This window comes from Pseudomonas sp. SWRI92, from assembly GCF_014268685.1.
GTDB classification, from domain to species: domain Bacteria; phylum Pseudomonadota; class Gammaproteobacteria; order Pseudomonadales; family Pseudomonadaceae; genus Aquipseudomonas; species Aquipseudomonas marvdashtae.
Genome location: NZ_JABWQY010000016.1, coordinates 1 through 16,847, shown reverse-complemented (window position 1 = coordinate 16,847; position 16,847 = coordinate 1). Strand labels below are relative to the sequence as shown.

The 16,847-nt window shown below is 61.3% G+C and carries 19 protein-coding genes and 1 pseudogene; 6 read left to right on the top strand and 14 right to left on the bottom strand.

Annotated features, from left to right (window positions below):
- Window positions 1-140: 140 nt before the first annotated feature.
- Window positions 141-335 (top strand): annotated as a pseudogene (locus tag HU762_RS21000) (hypothetical protein); the annotation flags it as partial.
- Between the two features lie 157 nt (window positions 336-492).
- Here HU762_RS21000 and HU762_RS20995 read toward each other — a convergent pair.
- The 4 genes from HU762_RS20995 to HU762_RS20980 form a co-directional block, all read right to left on the bottom strand.
- Entirely contained in the window at window positions 493-1,587 is a 1,095-nt protein-coding gene (locus tag HU762_RS20995; RefSeq protein WP_186640269.1) for a DUF1615 domain-containing protein, read from the bottom strand.
- 79 nt (window positions 1,588-1,666) lie between these two features.
- On the bottom strand, window positions 1,667-2,641 hold the full coding sequence (gene hemB, locus HU762_RS20990) for a porphobilinogen synthase (RefSeq protein ID WP_186640267.1): 975 nt from the start codon (window positions 2,639-2,641) through the stop codon (window positions 1,667-1,669).
- A 108-nt stretch (window positions 2,642-2,749) separates the two neighbouring features.
- Window positions 2,750-3,595: a PhzF family phenazine biosynthesis protein gene (locus HU762_RS20985; protein WP_186640265.1), complete on the bottom strand. Its 846-nt coding sequence runs from the start codon at window positions 3,593-3,595 to the stop codon at window positions 2,750-2,752.
- Window positions 3,596-3,603: 8 nt separating this feature from the next.
- On the bottom strand, window positions 3,604-4,302 hold the full coding sequence (locus HU762_RS20980; protein ID WP_186640263.1) for a glutathione binding-like protein: 699 nt from the start codon (window positions 4,300-4,302) through the stop codon (window positions 3,604-3,606).
- Between the two features lie 325 nt (window positions 4,303-4,627).
- Here HU762_RS20980 and HU762_RS20975 point away from each other — a divergent pair, with 325 nt between their 5' ends.
- Window positions 4,628-5,302: a histidine phosphatase family protein gene (locus HU762_RS20975; RefSeq protein WP_186640261.1), complete on the top strand. Its 675-nt coding sequence runs from the start codon at window positions 4,628-4,630 to the stop codon at window positions 5,300-5,302.
- An 87-nt stretch (window positions 5,303-5,389) separates the two neighbouring features.
- On the opposite strand, the gene mnmH is transcribed toward HU762_RS20975, so the two are convergent.
- Both mnmH and selD read right to left on the bottom strand, forming a co-directional pair.
- Window positions 5,390-6,493 (bottom strand): tRNA 2-selenouridine(34) synthase MnmH, encoded by a 1,104-nt coding sequence (gene mnmH, locus HU762_RS20970; RefSeq protein WP_186640259.1) that lies wholly within the window; start codon window positions 6,491-6,493, stop codon window positions 5,390-5,392.
- Complete coding sequence (selD, locus tag HU762_RS20965) at window positions 6,493-7,527, bottom strand: selenide, water dikinase SelD (RefSeq protein WP_186640257.1); 1,035 nt, start codon at window positions 7,525-7,527, stop codon at window positions 6,493-6,495. The genes mnmH and selD overlap by 1 nt, the downstream gene beginning before the upstream one ends.
- A gap of 156 nt (window positions 7,528-7,683) precedes the next feature.
- Here selD and HU762_RS20960 point away from each other — a divergent pair, with 156 nt between their 5' ends.
- Window positions 7,684-7,953, top strand: coding sequence for a hypothetical protein (locus HU762_RS20960; protein WP_186640255.1), 270 nt, complete (start codon window positions 7,684-7,686; stop codon window positions 7,951-7,953).
- 5 nt (window positions 7,954-7,958) lie between these two features.
- Here HU762_RS20960 and HU762_RS20955 read toward each other — a convergent pair whose 3' ends face one another.
- Both HU762_RS20955 and HU762_RS20950 read right to left on the bottom strand, forming a co-directional pair.
- Window positions 7,959-8,411, bottom strand: a complete 453-nt coding sequence (locus tag HU762_RS20955; RefSeq protein WP_186640253.1) for a DMT family transporter — start codon at window positions 8,409-8,411, stop codon at window positions 7,959-7,961.
- Between the two features lies 1 nt (window position 8,412).
- The gene (locus HU762_RS20950; RefSeq protein WP_186640251.1) at window positions 8,413-8,910 is read right to left on the bottom strand and encodes a DMT family transporter; all 498 of its coding nucleotides are present in this window, start codon (window positions 8,908-8,910) and stop codon (window positions 8,413-8,415) included.
- Window positions 8,911-9,022: 112 nt separating this feature from the next.
- Here HU762_RS20950 and HU762_RS20945 point away from each other — a divergent pair, with 112 nt between their 5' ends.
- Window positions 9,023-9,958, top strand: a complete 936-nt coding sequence (locus HU762_RS20945; protein ID WP_186640249.1) for a LysR family transcriptional regulator — start codon at window positions 9,023-9,025, stop codon at window positions 9,956-9,958.
- 115 nt (window positions 9,959-10,073) lie between these two features.
- A complete protein-coding gene (locus HU762_RS20940) occupies window positions 10,074-10,661 on the top strand; it encodes a hypothetical protein (protein WP_186640247.1) in 588 nt (195 codons plus the stop codon).
- 12 nt (window positions 10,662-10,673) lie between these two features.
- On the opposite strand, the gene HU762_RS20935 is transcribed toward HU762_RS20940, so the two are convergent.
- The 4 genes from HU762_RS20935 to HU762_RS20920 all read right to left on the bottom strand — a co-directional run bounded on the left by HU762_RS20935 (window position 10,674) and on the right by HU762_RS20920 (window position 14,139).
- Window positions 10,674-11,390 carry an alpha/beta fold hydrolase gene (locus HU762_RS20935; protein ID WP_186640245.1) on the bottom strand — a complete coding sequence of 239 codons (717 nt, stop codon included), beginning with the start codon at window positions 11,388-11,390 and terminating at the stop codon, window positions 10,674-10,676.
- A 65-nt stretch (window positions 11,391-11,455) separates the two neighbouring features.
- The gene (locus HU762_RS20930; RefSeq protein WP_186640243.1) at window positions 11,456-12,568 is read right to left on the bottom strand and encodes a M14 family metallopeptidase; all 1,113 of its coding nucleotides are present in this window, start codon (window positions 12,566-12,568) and stop codon (window positions 11,456-11,458) included.
- 104 nt (window positions 12,569-12,672) lie between these two features.
- Window positions 12,673-13,452 carry an ABC transporter substrate-binding protein gene (locus tag HU762_RS20925; protein ID WP_186640241.1) on the bottom strand — a complete coding sequence of 260 codons (780 nt, stop codon included), beginning with the start codon at window positions 13,450-13,452 and terminating at the stop codon, window positions 12,673-12,675.
- A 252-nt stretch (window positions 13,453-13,704) separates the two neighbouring features.
- Entirely contained in the window at window positions 13,705-14,139 is a 435-nt protein-coding gene (locus HU762_RS20920; RefSeq protein WP_186609717.1) for a rhodanese-like domain-containing protein, read from the bottom strand.
- Window positions 14,140-14,239: 100 nt separating this feature from the next.
- Between HU762_RS20920 and ftrA the strand changes: the two genes are divergently transcribed.
- The gene (ftrA, locus tag HU762_RS20915; protein ID WP_186640239.1) at window positions 14,240-15,199 is read left to right on the top strand and encodes a transcriptional regulator FtrA; all 960 of its coding nucleotides are present in this window, start codon (window positions 14,240-14,242) and stop codon (window positions 15,197-15,199) included.
- Between the two features lie 41 nt (window positions 15,200-15,240).
- On the opposite strand, the gene cobF is transcribed toward ftrA, so the two are convergent.
- Window positions 15,241-15,996 carry a precorrin-6A synthase (deacetylating) gene (gene cobF / locus HU762_RS20910; RefSeq protein WP_186640237.1) on the bottom strand — a complete coding sequence of 252 codons (756 nt, stop codon included), beginning with the start codon at window positions 15,994-15,996 and terminating at the stop codon, window positions 15,241-15,243.
- Window positions 15,993-16,571: a histidine phosphatase family protein gene (locus HU762_RS20905; RefSeq protein ID WP_186640235.1), complete on the bottom strand. Its 579-nt coding sequence runs from the start codon at window positions 16,569-16,571 to the stop codon at window positions 15,993-15,995. Before HU762_RS20905 ends, cobF begins: the two co-directional genes overlap by 4 nt.
- Window positions 16,572-16,847 lie beyond the last annotated feature (276 nt).

The following is a 16,847-nucleotide window of genomic DNA, read 5'->3' as shown; positions in this document are numbered from 1 at the left end:
TCCATCAACCTGACCGACAGCCAGCCAACCAGCTATCACCGCTGTCGATGTTCACCATCACGTCAATGAAGTTCTCACAATCAGTGCCCGGCGCAACAATGAGCCCACACCCAATAACTGCAACCCCGGAGCACACCACCATGAAACGCCAAATCATTCTCAGCGTCGCTTTCTCGGTTCTGGCAGCCAACGTATTCGCCGCCTCTTCCCACCCGATCGTTGCCGAAGGTGGCTCCGATCGTTTGATCGAAAACCGTGTTGCCGAAGGCGGTGCCGATCGCCTGCTGGAACGCCGCGTCGCTGAAGGTGGCTCCGATCGTCTGGCTCAGAACCGTGCATGAGTTGCCTGACTGCGGCACCTGAGGAAGCCTCACGTAATGTTCAACACGATCCGTGGCGAGGACGACAGCTCGCCACGCTAACCCAGGTAGCATTGAAGCCCCCCCACTAAAAGCCCGGCCTTATCCGCCGGGCTTTTTCGTACTCATCCTGTTAGCGACCCGCAGACCGCGCCATGCACCGCTGGTAACGTTCGTCCACTCGTTTGGCAAACCAGGCGGTGGTCAGCTTGCGGGTAATCTTCGGGCTCTTGAGCACAATGCCCGGCAATATCGCCCTGGGCAGCGGCTTGCCCTCAGCCTTTTCCGCCAATTCGAACACATCCTTGTAGAGTTTGCTGTCCTCGAACGCCAGGCTGTCACCCAACTCCAATTGATTACGAATGGTCGGGTTGCGCATCCCCAATGACTTGCCCAACGTGCGCACCGCCAGTTCCGTGCTGCCGGGCATGATCGAATCGGGGAGGATCAAATCACCGTCCAAGGCCAAGGAAATGCCCGAAGCGCGACTCACGGCGTGCTGGAAAGCCGCGTTGCGGCTGGCGTACCACCCGGCGTTGAAGTCGGCGAAACGGTACAACGGCTCGGTGTAGCTGACGGGATACCCCAATAAGTGCGCGATACCGAAATACATCCCGCCGCGACGACTGAACACTTCGCGACGAATCGAGCCATCCACCGTATAGGGATAATCGCGCGCGTTGGCCTGGGCGAAGGCGATGCTGACTTGCATTGGCCCACCCGTGTGTACCGGATTGAAGCCGTCAAACAGCGTCTTGCCCAACGGCACCATGCTGATGAAGTCATCAAAAATCGCGCTGAGTTCTTTCTCGCTTCGCGCCGCATTGAGTCGATCGCTGTAGCTTTTGCCATTAGGCGAGCGCATCTGGAGCGCGCCGCTGACCAGCAGTCCGGGAATATGCACTTTCGCCGCGCGACGGTCGATTTCCTGACGGGCAATCTTACCCAGTCCCGGCACAGCCGGGTCGGCCTGGAAGGTTGATTCCTGTTCGGTCACGGCAAGCACCGAACAGATATTTTGCGTCGTGGCCGGGATCTGCTGTGCCGAAAACGCCACATAGATGTCCGTGGCCCAGCCTTCCCGATCAGCAGTCTTGGCCGGCAATAGCCGAACGATCTGCGCCTTGACTTCGGCTGGCTGGCGCTCAGGCTCTTGGACCTGTCGGCTGCCGCAGCCAGCCAGTGCCAGCAGTGCGGTGAGACTGATCATCAATCGAGTGAATTGCATGGTGCTCCGTCAGATCCAGTGTTCGGGAGCAACCATACGATCAAAAGCCAGCAGAAATCCAATGGGACGCGATGTCGGGTCAGATCCCACTCAACGCCAGGTCCATCGCAAAATAGGTGAAAATCAGGTCTGCTCCGGCACGCTTGATCGCGCCAAGGCTTTCCCGGACCACGCGAGCCTCGTCGATGGCGCCAGCCTGGGCGGCGAACTTGATCATCGCGTATTCGCCGCTGACCTGGTAAGCCGACAACGGCAGGTTCGAGGCCTGGCGAATGTCGCGAATGATATCGAGGTAGGCACCGGCCGGCTTGACCATCAGTGCGTCGGCGCCCTCTTGTTCATCAAGCAACGACTCGCGCAGCGCCTCGCGACGGTTCATCGGGTTCATCTGATAGCTTTTGCGGTCGCCTTTCAAAGCGCTGCCGCCTGCTTCGCGAAACGGGCCGTACAACGCCGAGGCGAATTTGGTCGAGTAGGCCATGATTGCCGTCTGGCTGAAGCCCGCGTCATCCAAAGCCTTGCGGATGGCCTGGACTTGCCCGTCCATGGCCGCAGACGGCGCGATGACATCGGCACCCGCGCGTGCGGCCGCCACGGCTTGCTTGCCGAGGTTGACCAAGGTCCGATCGTTATCCACTTCGTGGCCGTGCAGGACGCCGCAGTGACCATGATCGGTGTATTCACAGAAGCAGGTATCGGACATCACGACCATTTCCGGCACGGCATCCTTGCAGATTCCGGCCATGCGCGAGACCAGGCCACGCTCGCTCCACGTGTCGCTACCGTCGCTGTCCAAGTGATGGGAAACGCCAAACGTCATCACCGACTTGATGCCAGCGCGGGCGTACCGCTCAATCTCACCGGCCAGCTTGGATTCCGGAATGCGCGCCACGCCCGGCATGCTCTTGATCGGCACGAAGTCACTGATTTCTTCTTCGACAAATATAGGCAGCACCAGGTCGTTCAAGGTGAACTCGGTTTCCTGGAACAGGCTGCGCAAGCTGGCGTTGCGGCGCAGACGGCGTGGACGCGCTTCGGGGAACTGGCTGGACATGGGACTCCTGGGTAGACGATTGATCGCGAGGCAAAGCTTATGCCCTGACCCGGCAGGGCACAAACGCCGGCAACAGAACAGAGTATTACCCGCGCCGCAATAATCCGCCTACAACGTCAACGAGCCATTGATGCACGTCACCACCGCGCCACCAATCCAGACTTCTTCGCCAATCTGCTCGACATGAATCCGCCCGGCCCGGCCCATGGTCAGCCCCTGGCTGACCACATAGGAGGACGGCGCCAAACCCTCGCCCAGCATCCATTGGGCGAGCCCGGCGTTCAGGCTGCCCGTGGCTGGATCCTCCGGCATGCCGTCACCGGCAATGAAACCGCGCACTTCGAACTGCGCGGCGTCGCCATCCACGGCGGGGTTCCAAGGCGCGATCACGCCCACGGCCAGATCCAGCAATTGATGATAATCGGGCTTCAATGCCAGGACTTGCTGGCGGTCCTTGAGCATCAAGGCCAGCCAGCCGGCGCCGTTATCGACCCATTGCGCGGCGACAATCGCCTCGGCCGCCAGGCCAAGCCCACTGCGTACCCGTTCCACCAATCCGGCTTCCAGCGGGCCGGACTTGACCAGGGGCGGCGCCAGGAACGCCAGCCCGTAATCGCTGCGGCGGATTCTCACCAGCCCAACGCCACACTCCTGCACGATCTCCTGCCCTTTCGGAACCCCTCCGGCCTCCAGCCATGCATGGCAGCTGCCAAGGGTCGGATGTCCAGCGAATGGCAACTCGGTCATTGTTGTGAATATACGCACCCGGTAATCGGCTTCCGGGTGCCGGGGCGCCAGCAGGAACGTGGTCTCACTGAGGTTGGTCCAGTTGGCGAAAGCGCTCATGCGCTCATCGGTGAGGCCATCGGCACCCAGCACCACCGCCAGCGGATTGCCCTTGAGCGGCGTCTCGCTGAAGACATCCAACTGCTTGAAATCGAATCGGCGGGTCATCGGCGGCATCACTCAGGAATCTTCAAGCCGCGCGCCACTGCCGGGCGCGCCAGGAACCGCTCCAACACCCGAGTCACGTTGGGGAAATCGTGGATGCCCACCAGATCACCGGCCTCGTAAAAGCCGATCAGGTTGCGCACCCACGGGAATGTCGCGATATCGGCGATGGTGTAACGCTCGCCCATGATCCAGTCCCGCCCTTGCAGGCGCCCGTCGAGCACCTTGAGCAGGCGCTTGCTTTCCTCGGCGTAACGATCGCGGGGACGCTTATCTTCGTAGTCCTTGCCGGCGAATTTGTTGAAGAAGCCCAACTGGCCGAACATCGGACCGATACCGCCCATCTGAAACATCAACCACTGGATCGTCTCGTAGCGCGCCGCCGACTCCTGGGCCAGCAGTTGGCCGCTCTTGTCTGCGAGGTAAATCAGGATCGCTCCCGACTCGAACAACGCCAGCGGCTGATCCCCAGGCCCATGGGGGTCGAGGATGGCCGGGATCTTGTTGTTGGGGTTCAGGGACAGGAATTCGGGGGACAGCTGGTCGTTGCTGGCAAAGTCGACCTTGTGCGGCTCGTAGGGTAGGCCGGTCTCTTCCAACATGATCGAGACCTTCACCCCGTTGGGGGTCGGCAGCGAGTAGAGCTGGATCCACTCCGGGTATTGGGCGGGCCATTTTTGGGTGATGGGAAACGGGGTCAGGTCGGGCATGAGGTGGATTCCAAGTGTCAGCCAGAAAAGCTGGAGCATAAATCAGCTGATGGGGTTTTGGTGCCTCAATCATGATCCCCTGCAAGGGACCGGACGGCCTGTTCTTAAAACCGCAACATCCTGTCGCTAACATTCGCCCCACCTGCCGGAGGACGCCGCTACAGTGCATGGCGCCGGCCAGGATCGAACCAAAGGGCAGAAAGGGACTCAGAGAAGTGCCCCGAGGAATCGAAGCGGCGTAACGACATGGAAAACACCCGAGCCACAAGCTCTGCGGTGCCAAGGTTTGTCAGCCTGAATCGAGAAGACCGAAGACACCTATTCCATGATGACCTCACAGAGATTCACCGGTTACCTCAAACGCCGTTCGTGGTTGATGCTACCGACGTTGCTTGTGGCCTGTGGCCTGGTGCTGTCGCTGGAGTCCAGCGTGAGTCGCGCCCAGCCCGCCGATGGCGTCCAGACCCTGGTGTTCCTGCGTCATGCCGAAAAACCTGCCGGCGGGCTCGGCCAGCTCAATTGCCAGGGGCTGAACCGGGCCATCGACCTGGCGACCCTGCTGCCGGAAAAATTCGGCAAGGCCGACTATGTGTTCGCGGCCAACCCGACTCGAAACGTCGAAGAGGGTGAGCTGGATAATTCCTACAGCTATATTCGCCCGCTGATGACCATCAGCCCCAGCGCCATCAAGCTCGGGTTGCCGGTGAACATCGAATATTCGGCCAACGACACCAGCGACCTGGCTGACGAGTTGCTGCATGACAAGTACCACAACTCCACCATCTACACCGCCTGGTCCCACGGCTACCTGCCGGAACTGATCAATAAAGTCGCGGGTGAAGCGATGGGCAAGCGCCAGACAATCACCGATGACTGGGCATCGAGTGATTTCGATTCGCTGTATGTGCTGACCCTGACCTGGCACAACGGCAAGGCCAGCCTCACCAGCCAAAGCTACAAGCAAGGGCTGGACAACGGGCAAGAGACTTGCCCGACCTGACCTGATGGCCGTTTCCATGGGCAAAGCACCCGTGGAAACGAGCCCGCCAGCGCCTGCTTCGGCTCGGCGGGATGATGAGCGTCGAGTTCATCCTTGCCGAGCAGCGCGCTCACGCAAATACGCCAATACCGCCGCGTGCTCTCCGGCAAATTCGATTCGCCCGCCCTTCTTCTCCCGCTGGAACACATACATCGGGTCGTAATATTCACGCAGCAGGCCGTCGATCCAGCCGCGATGCAAGTCGACGGCGCCGGTACTGGCCTGCTCGGCCAGGGCTGCTTCCATGATGTCCATCAATCGCCGATGACGATCGCCACCCAGGCGCTTGTGAATATTGTCCAGGCTCGCGAGCAGCCGTTCGGAAAACAGCGAGAACCCTTCATCGCCATGCACGTCGATAAATTCGGCGCACAGGTTGACCACGTAGTCGCGCAGGATCCGCTCGACCCGCCGCTCCAGGCTGTCTTCAAGCCAAACCATCGGCACCTGCTGCATACGCTGGTACAAAGGTAATGGGACGGCGCAACTGCCAACCATGCGGCTTTCATCTTCCAGCACGAATTGTTCGATGCCGGCGGCACGCTTTTTCAGCACATCCACCGCCAACAGGTTCTCGAAATCGATGTTGGATGGCTGCCCGGTGGCGCGCTTGCCGAAACTTGAACCGCGATGGTTGGCATAGCCTTCCAGGTCAAGGGCATTGTCCAGTCGGGCCAGCACTTCGGTCTTGCCGGTGCCGGTCATGCCGCCCAGCAGGACCAGGTCGCACTGGGCAGCGGCCTGCTCGACCGTTTCAAGCAGGAATGTGCGCATGGCCTTGTAGCCGCCGCCGACCCTGGGATAGTCGATGCCCGCCTCGTCCTTGAGCCATTGCTGGACGATTTGCGAGCGTAAGCCTCCACGGAAGCAATACAACACTCCATCGGGATGGGACCGGGCGAAATCTGCCCAGGCCTGGATGCGCTGGGCCTTGGTTTCACCGGATACCAGTTGGTGGCCCAAGACAATAGCAGCCTGTTGGCCCTGCTGTTTGTAACAGGTGCCGACACGTTGGCGCTCGATGTCGGTCATCAAGGGCAGATTGATCACGCCGGGGAACGCGCCCTTGTGAAATTCGATGGGCGCGCGGGTGTCCATCATCGGACGATCGTTGAGAAAAATGTCGCGGTAATCGGTAATGTCGTTGGGCATCAAGACACCTCGACCGCGTAGCTCTGTCGCTCGACCAGCTCACCGATCGGCGCGAGCGCAAGACCCAGTTCGGCGGCAACCGCGAGGAATTGTTCGTTGCCCTCGGGGGTGACGGCGACCAGCAGGCCGCCGCTGGTCTGCGGGTCGCACAGCACGCGCTTGTGCAGTTCCTGGACACGTCCGACCTTGCTGGCGTAGCTGTCGTAGTTGCGTAGCGTGCCGCCCGGCACGCAGCCCTGATCGAGATAATACTCAACCCCCGGCAAGCGCGGCACCGCGTCATAGCGAATGCGGGCGGTGAGCTGGCTGCCGTCAGCCATTTCCACCAAATGCCCGAGCAAGCCGAAACCAGTGACATCAGTCATCGCCGTCACGCCGTCGAGCTTGCCGAAACGGCTGCCGGGTTTGTTGAGGGTGCACATCCAGTCCCGGGCCAGGCCAACGTCGGCGGCGCGCAACTTGCCTTTCTTTTCCGCGGTCGTGAGGATGCCGATGCCCAACGGTTTGGTCAGGTACAACAGGCAACCGGCGGTGGCGGTGTCGTTGCGTTTCATGTGGCGCTTTTGCACCAGGCCCGTGACCGCCAGGCCGAACATCGGCTCCGGCGCGTCAATCGAATGTCCACCGGCCAGGGGAATGCCCGCCTCGTCACACACCGACCGACCACCACGAATCACCTCCCTGGCGATTTCCGGGGCCAGGACATTGACCGGCCAACCGAGAATGGCGATGGCCATCAGCGGATCACCGCCCATGGCATAGATGTCGCTGATGGCGTTGGTGGCGGCGATGCGACCGAAGTCGAACGGATCGTCGACGATGGGCATGAAGAAATCGGTGGTCGAGACCACGCCGCGCTCTTCGTCGATGGCATAGACCGCCGCATCGTCACGGGAGGCGTTGCCCACCCATAGCAGCGGGTCAAGGTTCTGCGCACCGCTGCCGGCCAGAATCACCTCCAGGACCTGGGGCGAGATCTTGCAGCCGCAACCGGCACCGTGGCTGTACTGGGTCAGGCGAATCGGCTCGCTCATGGGCATACCTCTCGTAAGTCAAGGTGGGCGATTCTACCAGCAACGCCAACCGTTCACCGCCCGCGTCGCGATCGATCGCCGGCCATCCAACGGAATTTTTCCGCCGCTGGAGGACTCACTTGATTAGAACCAGACACTCTTCCCGGGAGATTGCCGATGCCAACCGCCAGCAACCACCTTGATTACGGTCTCGATACGCTGTTCGGCCGCGAGACCAAAAGCGTCGACTGTCAATTCGACGTCAAGCGCCTCGATGACGGTGAGCCGCCATGGTTTGCCCTGCATGTACGCCCACCGCTGCCGGAAGACCTGGCGAAAGCCCAAATCGTGGTGTTCAGCGCCGAAGGCCGACGCGTCAGTGGCATTGTCCGACGCACCGAGCACCTGGCCGATGACAGCCTGCAACTGGACGTCGAACCCGCCTGAACCGTTCAGGTGCGCCGCGTATTGCTGCGGTACATGAACACCAGCGCCAGTGCCAGGCAGGCCATGGCCAAGAGGCGGCTGGCGGACAGCTCGATGGCCGGGTTGCCCAGCCAGCCAAAGTTGTCGATCAGCATGCCCATGCCCAGTTGCCCGGTGATGACTGCCACCGTTGCCACCGCCGTACCGATGCGCGGCACGGCCCCGACCATGACAATCATGTAGACGACGCCGAACAATGCGCCGCCCAGTTGCCATTTGGGCACGTCCAGCAGGCTGACCGCGTGAGCCGGCTCGAAAAAGACGATCAGCAGACCCGTGACCACGGTGCCCACGACGAAGGTCAGCAGGCTACTGCGCAACACGCCGACCGTCTGGCCCAGGCGGCCATTGACCGCCGCTTGCGCACTCAACACCGCACCGGCGGCGACCACCACTAACAATAAAAAGAATGCGCTCATATCAACCTCGGGCAATCAGGACAAGGGCCACGACAATCAACGCCAATGCCAGCCAGCGCTCGCCGTTGACCCGCTTTCGGCTCGTGCCGAACCAACCGAAATGGTCAATCAGCACGCTTTTGCCGACTTGGCCGGAGAGGATCGCGATCATGGTCATGGCGACGCCGATATGCGGGGTGGCCAGCGTCAGCACGACCACGTAGATCGGCCCCAACAAGCCGCCGATCAGTTGCCAGCGTGGAAGCTCGTTCAGCGCCGGCCCTTGTTGCGGACCGCTGAACAGCAGCAGCAGGAACAACAGCGCCGAGCCGACGCCAAAGATGCTCAGCGTTGCCCATAAATGACCGACCTGGACACCGAGCGGCCCCAACAGCCCGGCTTCTACCGACAAGCCCATGCCTGCGAGGATGACCAGCGGCAGCAATAGCCAGCGCAGGAACGCTCGTGGTTGTGTGGCCGTCGTCATGGACGCGGCCCCGTTGGTGGAGGTTGATTGCATTGGATGACCTGCCTGAAAACGAGATGACGGCTATTATCGGCTGGCGCCGATGTGCGATAAATGGGAGCATCCCGACAACACTTTTGCGCACTACGCACAGCGGACGCATCTCATGCACGGCCTCAACGACTTGGGTTTCAAGGCGCTACGATTGTTCGTCGCGGTGCTCGATCACGGCAGTTTTTCGGAAGTGGCACGGCGCGAAGGACTGGCCCCCTCCTCGATTTCCCGGCAGATCCAGTTGATGGAACAGGCGCTGAACCAGCAGTTGCTGTATCGCCATACCCGTGCTGTCACGCCCACCGAAGCCGGCCGCCTGCTTGGGCATCATGCGCGCCTGGTGCTGGTCCAATTGGAGGAAGCTGAACAGGCCCTGCAAGAACAGCACAGCGAACCCGCGGGCCTGGTGCGGATCAACGCTCCCGTGGTGTTTGGCCAACGTCACCTGACACCATGGCTGGGCCAATTGTGCGAACGCTACCCCAAGCTGCAATTGGATATCCAACAGACCGACAGTTACATCGACCCACTGCAGGAAGGCGCCGACCTGCTCTTTCGCATCGGCCCGCTGCACGACTCCGGCATGCAGGCGCGGATTGTCGCGCCGCACCGTTTCCAGATTGCCGCCAGCCCCACCTACCTGGCCCGCCACGGCACGCCGCGCAAGCCTCAGGACCTCGCCGCTCACCAATGCCTTGCCTATAAAGGCGTGGCCGGTCAACAACGTTGGTTTTTCCGCAAGCCGGGTCAAGCCTGGACGCCCTACAGCGTCAGGGGACCGATCACTGGCAACCACGCCGACACCTTGACCCAGGCCGCCGAGCAAGGCCTTGGCCTGGTGATGTTTCCGTCGTGGCTGATCGGCGAAGCCGTGCGCAACGGCACGCTGGTGCCGGTCCTGGCAGATTACGAAACGTCCAACAGCCTCGAACCCCAGCAGATCGCCATTCTCTGGCCCGGCAGCCGACGCCTGTCGGTGAAGGTCCGCACGGTGATCGACTTTTTCCTGGAGTGTTTCGGCGAAGTGCCGTATTGGGATCGTCCTTGAAATCGCGAGCGGCGCCATCGAACTTGACCCGATTGGAATCGGTCTTGCGCTGGAACCCGAGGCAACGCCCATGGGATGATCGGCCCTCAAGCACGACCATCCGTGGAGAGTTTCAATGTCATCGCTGCGTAAACAAGCCGCCACCCTGTTGCTTACGGCGATCGCCAGCCTGGTCGTATTGCCTGCCCTGGCCGCTCAGCCCAAAGCCGCGGCGCAGGCGCCGGCCCAGAAGATTTCGATGCTCGGCGGCAAATTCAGCTTCACCTTACCCAAGGGTTTCATCGCCACCCCTCTGTCCGCCGGTGACGCGGCCCAGGGCACCGCCGGAGCGACCGGTACGATGTACAGCAATGCCACCACCCGAACGGTGGTGATCACCGCCGAAAACGCCCTGATCAATGGCACAACGGTGAAGGATAATGACGGTACGTTCCTCGACACCTCCATGGCGGATTTCGCCGCCCAGAAAAACAAGACGCTGGCCGACGTCAAGATACTGAGCGAAAAGAGCCTGACCCTAAAAACCTCCGGCCTGGGCCTGCGCCAGCTCGACACCCGCGCCATCCAGGGCGGCGGGCCAACCCTCGACACGACCTTGCTGGGCGCCTCCGGTACGCGCATGGCGGTGGTGCAGGTCATTTCCAGGGCCAGCGACAGCGCCGGTCACGAGGCTTTGGTGAAGCAGATCGTCAGCGGAAAGTGACGGGCCTGACGTTCATGGGTTAAGCCGCTCCAGCCAGGCCCTTAGATCCTTCACTTCCAGCGCGCTGATGTTGTGGCCGAGGCCCGGATACGCGTGAAATTCAGGCTCAAGAGCCAGGGTCTTGAGAAACGTGTCGGCGTCGGTGCCGTCATGATAGGGAATGATCGGGTCCGCCGTGCCGTGCCCGATGAACACGGCCAGCGCCCGCCGCGATTCGTCTGGCGTCAGCTCAGCCCGCAGCACCGACAGGACGCGCCCGCCCATCGCGGCGATGCCGCCAACGGCTTCGGGGTGTCGCAGCGCCACTTCATAACTCATCATCGCGCCCTGGCTGAAACCCACCAGGTACACACTGCTCGCATCAGTGGGGTACTTGGCCCGGGCCTTTTCGATGAAATCCAACAGCATCTGGCCGCTGGCCTTCAGGTCTGACGTGTCACCGTCATAGGCGCCCTCGCCTTTCTTGGCAAACCACTGGTAGCGCCCCGGTTCCATGGACTTGGGGGCCCGTACCGAGAGGTAGTTGTAGTGCTTGGGCAACTCGTCTGCGAGCGACAGCAGGTCTTCTTCGTTACTGCCCGAACCGTGCAGGAAAATCACCAGCGGCCGGTTCCTGGCCTGCTCATCGGCGCGAGCCAGGTAATTGAGCGGCAAGTCCGTGTGCAGCGCAGGTTGGGCCTGCACGCCGGCGGATACCAGCAGCATGAACAGGGCGAACGCTTTAAGCATCTGTCTTCCTCCATTGAGTGATAACCGCACGTAAACGACCCGTGCGGTGAGGTAGACAGCACTTCTCAGTCGTTGATCAATTTGCCCGTGCGAATCGGCTCGCGCCCGGCGATTTTTGCCTGCCAGATGCCCGGCTGGGTGTAGCGTCCGCGATCCAGGGCAAACAGTACCCCGCTGGTTCCGGCTCGAACAACGGTTACCTGGTCATTCAACGGATCGACCACTTCAAACAGCGGATCGCCGCGTTCAACCCACTCCCCCGCCTCGCGCAGAAAACTCACCACGCCATGATGCGGCGCGAACAGGTATTGGGTGCCCTCGAACGGGAAACCTTCGCAGCATTGCGCTGGCGCAGCCGGCCAGTCGCCGCCAATAAAACCCTGTTCAGCCAGGAATCCAAGGATGGCTTCGCAATTGGCCCGGGCCTGATCGACTCGGGTGTCGCTCATGCTGCCCAGTTCCAACGTCGTCGCCAGGTTGGCCGCCGGGATGGCCGCATTCGGGAAAATCCTCGCCAGGCGCAACCAGGGCGTGGAGCAGGACTCGTCGAACGAGCTGCCACCGGAATCTTCGCATAACAACGCCACCCTGGCCTTCAGCCGCGCAGCCAGTGAGCGCCATTGCGGCCATTGTTGTGGCAAGGCATACAGATGGATCGCGGCCTCGAAATCACAATGAAGGTCCAGGGTGACGTCGGCGTCGCAGGCATGGCGAAGCAACAACCGATGCAGTCCTTCGAGTTGCGAAGGCGCCGCGGGCAAGTCATCGAGGACCTCGACCATTGTCTGGCGGATCAAGGTGATATTGGCAGCGAGATCATCCCCCAGGCGGTCCCCGATGCGCTCCGCCACCGGGGCGCTGAGTTCTACGAAGGAACGGTTGAAATTCTTGCCGCTGCCCAGTTCGAAGCGCCCCATGTGGGCACTTTGCAGGTGCTGGTCAAGGCCGATGGGATTGGCCACCGGCACGAGCTCAATGACGCCCTTGAGCAGCCCTTGGGCTTCAAGGTCGTTGAGTCGCTGTTTCAACTCCCAGGCCGTGCGCATGCCCGGCAGTTCATCGGCGTGCAAACTGGCCTGGATGTATGCCTTGCGCGGACCGTGGCCGTAACGAAACACACTGAGCCGGCGCTCCGTGCCTAAATGGCTCCACGGCAGGATATGGTCGATGCGTTGCATAGTCTCTCCCGGATAACGGTTTTCGACAGGCGCAGGGTAAAACAATCGCCCATGAAAAAGGTGGCCGGCCGGGTCAACGGCGGGCCACCTGGTTGCTTCAGCGATTAATGCCCGTAGACGTCAAAGGCGAAGTATTTGTCCTGCACTTTCTTGTAGGTGCCGTTGGCGCGGATTTCGGTGATGGCGGCGTTGAATTTCTCGGCCAGGGCCTTATCGCCCTTGCGCACCGCAATGCCGGCGCCGCCGCCGAAGTATTTGGCATCTTCATAGGTCGGCCCTACGAAGGCAAAGCCCTTGCCAGCGTCGGTTTTCAGGAAACCTTCGTCGAGGTTGACCGAGTCGGCCAGCATGGCGTCGAGGCGACCGGCGACCATGTCCAGGTTGGCTTCCTGCTGGGAGCTGTAGCGCACCAGGTTGATCCCCGCCGGCACCAGCACTTCGGTAGCGAAGCGGTCATGGGTACTGGCGCGCAGCACACCGACTTTCTTGCCTTTGAGCTCGGTCAGCGGATCCTTGACGTCGGTGCCTTCCTTCATCACGAAACGCGCCGGGGTATGGTAGTACTTGATGGTGAAGTCGACGTTTTTCTTGCGGTCGTCGGTGATGGTCATCGACGACAGGATGGCGTCGATCTTCTTGACCTTCAACGCTGGAATCAACCCGTCGAACTCTTGCTCGACCCAGGCGCATTTGACCTTCATCTGTTCGCACAGCGCGTCGCCGATGTCCACGTCGAAGCCGGCCAGCTTGCCGTCGGGGGTCTTCATCGAAAAGGGCGGATAGCCTGCCTCGATCCCGAGGCGGATCGGCTTGGCGTCTTCGGCCACGGCCGAAAGGGACAACACGGACAGTGCCAGGGCACCGAACATGACTAGCTTCTTCATTTTTGCTCCTGAGTGCGCAGGTTTTCTTGATGTTATTGGCAGGTTCGGACACAGCGTTCGGTCAGCGAAAAACCGAAGTGGGCGGAGTCTAGAGGGGCGCTCAGGCGGGGAATTATGTTGAGGCGACAAATAGTTATAAAAATTCTCAGGCTTGGCTGAGGACGATCGGGTCTGGGATAGTCCTGACAGATAAGCGCCTGTGGCGAGGGAGCATGCTCCCTCTCCACTGGCTGAACTGGCTCGTAGAAAGTCTCAGCAATCGCAGCTGATGGCCTTCTCCGCCACGCGTTCCACCGAGCCGGTCAGGCGAAAACCCTCATCGAGCCAACCCATGACGCCACCGATCATTTCCTTGACCGGGTAGCCCAGGGTCGCCAGGCGCACCGCGGCCTTGTTGGCACCGTTGCAATGCGGCCCGGCGCAATAGACCACGAACAACGTGGCCTTGGAATAAGCGGCTAGCGCCTGGGCGGTGAGCGTACGGGTTGGCAGATTGATCGCCCCTGGCACATGCCCGCGTTCGTAGGCCAGCGGGCCACGCACATCCACCAGCACAAAATCGGCATCGCCTGCCGCTTGGCTGGCATGCACGTCGGAACAATCGGTTTCGAACATCAGGCGACGACTGAAATGTTGCAGGGCAAGATCGGACGGGGCAGCAGGTACTTCACGCACGGGACTGGTCATCGGTGTGTCTCCTGGGACAGAAAGGGCTGTAAGAGACTTTATCCACCCGAGGCGAACCGCTACAGTGGCGCACACGACACTCTGTGGGAATTTTCCGCCAATGCAGCCCACCCCCGGCCTGGTTGCAATCCTCGCTTATGACGGCTTGTGCACCTTCGAATTTGGCGTCGCCGTGGAAATTTTCGGACTGGCACGGCCCGAGTTCGATTTCCCCTGGTATGAGCACCGCATCGTCGCCGTCGACGACGGGCCACTGCGCGCCATGGGCGGCTTCCAGGTATTGGCCGATGGCGGCATGGAGCTGCTCGACACAGCCCGGACCATTATCGTGCCGGGCTGGCGCAGCCGCAGCGATCCACCGCCCGATGCCCTGCTCCAGGCCCTGCGTCGCGCCCACGCCCGCGGTGCCCGCTTGCTGTCGATCTGCTCCGGGGCTTTCGTCCTGGCGGCCACCGGACTGCTCGATGGCTTGGGCGCGACGACGCACTGGCGCTACACCGACGAACTCGCCGAACACTACCCCGCCATTGCCGTAGACCCCGATGTGCTTTACGTCGATTCGGGCCAGGTCATCACCTCGGCTGGCAGCGCGGCAGGCATCGATGCCTGCCTGCATCTGGTGGCACGTGATTTCGGAACCCAAGTCGCCAACGCCGTGGCGCGTCGACTGGTCATTGCAACGCAGCGCACGGGCGGCCAGGCGCAGTTCATTCCCTCGCCGGTCAGCCGAACACCGCGCAGCGACCTGTCCGGCGTCATGCAGTGGGCCCGCGAACGTCTGCATGAACCGCTGGGCGTGCGCGAACTGGCCAGCCATGCGGCCATGAGCGAACGGACCTTCCTGCGCCGCTTCACCGAGGCCTGTGGCGTGTCCCCCAAGGCTTGGCTGCAACATGAACGCCTGGCGCGGGCCCGGGAGTTGCTGGAAAGCACCGAGGACAACACCGACATCATCGCCCAGGTGTGCGGCTACCGTTCGGTGGAAAGCTTCCGCGTGGCGTTTCGCAGTGTGGTGGGGCTGGCGCCATCGGTGTATCGGGAGCGGTTTGGGCGGGGGTGAGTTCGGTGCATCTGCCAAGCACTATTGTGGCGAGGGGGGCATCAACGCTTGCGCAACAAATAAGTATCCATGATCCAGCCATTGACCTGCCGCGCCGCCTTGCGGGTGCGTTCGATGTCGTCGGCCACGTCGCCCAGCCGGCCGGCGATGAGTTGCTCATCCGGCGTTCCCACGTAGGCGCCCCAGTAAATATGGGTATCGGGATCGCTCACCTGGCGATACGCATCTTCGGCGTCGAGCATCACCACCACGCTGCCCGCATCGCCCAGTTGCCCCGCCGCCAGCCGGCGGCCCGTGGTGATTTCCAGCGAGCCACCAATGTCATTCAACGGCACCTTGTGTCGTGCTGCGAGGGCCTGGACGCTGGTGATGCCAGGGATCACGTCGTATTCAAAAGCACAACGTCCCGAGTCAAGGATCGCCTGCAGGATACGCAGGGTACTGTCGTACAGCGCCGGATCGCCCCACACCAGGAAACCGCCGCGCTCCCCGTCAGACAACTCTTCATTGATCAGTCTTTCGAAAGTGTCCTGCTTCGCACGATTCAGTGCCTCGACACTGATCGTGTAGTCCAAGTCGTTGCGCTGGCGCTCAGGGCTATGGGTTTCGACGAAACGGTAGGGATGGTCGACGATGTAGCGTCGGCAAATGTCACGCCGCAGGTCCAGCAGCTTGTCCTTGGCAGGCCCCTTGTCCATCAGGAAAAACACATCCACCAGGTTCAGGGCCTTCACCGCCTGCATCGTCAGGTGGTCCGGATCGCCAGCGCCGATGCCGATCACTGATAATTTCTTCATTCCAGCACCTCCCTGGCAGGCCCCTGAGCGCGTAACCGCCAGACGTGGTTGAACCGCAGGTCGATGACAGAAAGCGGTTCAATGTCGATCCGGTTGACCATGGCGGCAGGACACCCGAGGACATTGATCAAGGCCGCACGGATTACGAACGGATGGGTGACGGCCAGCCAGTGGCCCGGTGTATTTTCCAGGGAGGCCAGCCAGTCGCCGACACGGCGACACAAGCGGGAGACGGATTCACCACCATGCGGCGCGGCATCCGGATCGTCGCGCCAGGCTTGAAGCTGTTGCGGCTCAGTCTGGAGCAATTCATCGACAGACAATCCCCGCCAGCGACCGAAGTCACAATCGGCCAACGCTTGTACCAGCCGCGGCTCGTTGTCCAACAACGCGGCGGTCTGGCGCGTGCGCAGCTCCGGCCCGCACAGCAGACCGCGGACGTTCCGGTATTCACGTCCTATCTCAGCACGCTTCTCCAGCCAGGCCACATCCAACGGTTCGTCCAGCCCGAAGCGTGCTTGTTTCTGGGCGGCGGTGCGCGCATGGCACATCAGGGTCAGGCGGGTTGCTTGCACGCTGGATACTCAGGCATTTTGGAAGTTGATGAGCGGGAGAGTCCCCTGCTTTCTTGTACAGCACCTTATATGAAATCAACTTTTCGAGACAAAAGGCGTCTTGTCCTACACAGGCAGGAGCAATGCCTGACATACGTCGATTACTCGAGCCAGGCCCTTGCCCTATGTACGGAACAACCACATGGGTTACAAAAAAGTGCATTCACATAGGTGACACTTTGATTGAAACATAGCCGTTTTTTGCGTCCCGGGCATTGACGTGACCTAGGATCACCG